Here is a 1,396-nt window from a genome sequence, read left to right on the forward strand (position 1 = left end):
CTCATGCAATGAATAGAAATTTGCCCCTTTTACATACCAGTGATATTGATGTAATTTTACATGTAAGGTATGAATATTGGCCAGTATATGATCTGTAACAGCTGCAGCATTAATCTTGGTATGGTGAATGTGTTCTTTATAGGCTTGTTCAGCAGCTAATTTTTCTTGTCTTTCATTTACTGTTGTCATTTTATATACCTTCCTTCACTTTTGAACTAATAACGGAATATCCTAAGTTTTCAATAACATTTTCAATTGTGCTCAAATTGACTTGTTCTTCATCAAAATCCACTTTTACCTTACTTGCATTGAACAGCACTTTTACAGAATCCTTTTCTACACCAGCAGTTTGCTTTAACCCACTTTCAATTTTTTGTAAACATGATGGACAAGTTAATGTTTCTAATTTTAATGTTGCTTTAGTCATATCTATCACTCCTTTAAATAAATTATATAAGGTATTTTTTTTAAAATAATTGATACAGATCAATTATTTTAATTGATATCCTCTTAATCTCATTGCATTTAAAATAACAACCAAAATACTTGCCTCGTGAACTAACATACCAATTGACATAGACATCCATTCACTGAATATTAAACTAAAGAGCAATATTATCACCACACCAACAGCAATAAGAATATTTTGTCGCATATTCGCATATGTCCCTTTAGCTAAACCTAAAGCATGGGGGAGACGATTAAAATTGGAATTCATCAAAACAATATCTGAACTTTCAATGGCTGCATCTGTTCCATTTCCCATAGCTATCCCTACTTCTGCAGTAGCTAGAGAGGGGCTATCATTCACACCATCACCAATAAACGCAACAATTTCACCAGTAGACTGTCTTTCTTTTAGAAATGACTGCTTATCCTCAGGCAGCATATCGCCATGGGCCTCGGTTAATCCTAGCTCCTTTTTAACTAAATTAACAGTACCTTGATTATCCCCTGATAATACAATGAGATTTTTAACACCAAGTGATTTCAATTTTTGTAGGTCTCGTTTAACACCTGGTCGAACCTGGTCACGGATTCCCATTAAAATCATTAACTGATGATCAACTGCTGTTAATACAATTGAACTACCGTCTCTTTCTAATGTATCTAATTTTTTAAGCACATCAGCAGATAGTGATATCCTTTCTTGTTCCATTAAGTGTTTATTCCCTACTGCAACGACGTGTCCATCAACGTGAGCAATTATGCCCCCACCTTTTATAACCTGTGTACGCTCTACAGGTCGTAGTTTATATTGCGCTAACTTATTCGTAATAGCGTCTGCTAAGGGATGATCAGATTCCCTTTCAACCGAGAATAGTAGAGACAAATCCTCCTCTTGATTATTTCCATAGTAAACAAATTCGCCCACTTCAGGCTTTCCTTCAGTTAA

At 34.8% G+C, this 1,396-nt stretch carries 2 protein-coding genes and 1 pseudogene; all 3 read right to left on the reverse strand.

All coding sequences use genetic code 11. The features are described from left to right. Window positions 1-189 (reverse strand): annotated as a pseudogene (locus tag ACRCJ0_RS14145) (Dps family protein); the annotation flags it as partial. Window position 190: 1 nt separating this feature from the next. After that, complete coding sequence (locus tag ACRCJ0_RS14150) at window positions 191-427, reverse strand: heavy-metal-associated domain-containing protein (protein ID WP_026466407.1); 237 nt, start codon at window positions 425-427, stop codon at window positions 191-193. A 63-nt stretch (window positions 428-490) separates the two neighbouring features. After that, on the reverse strand, window positions 491-1,396 hold a 906-nt coding region (locus ACRCJ0_RS14155; protein WP_431390866.1), incomplete at its 5' end, for a heavy metal translocating P-type ATPase.

Source organism: Aerococcus sp. L_32, from assembly GCF_050689315.1.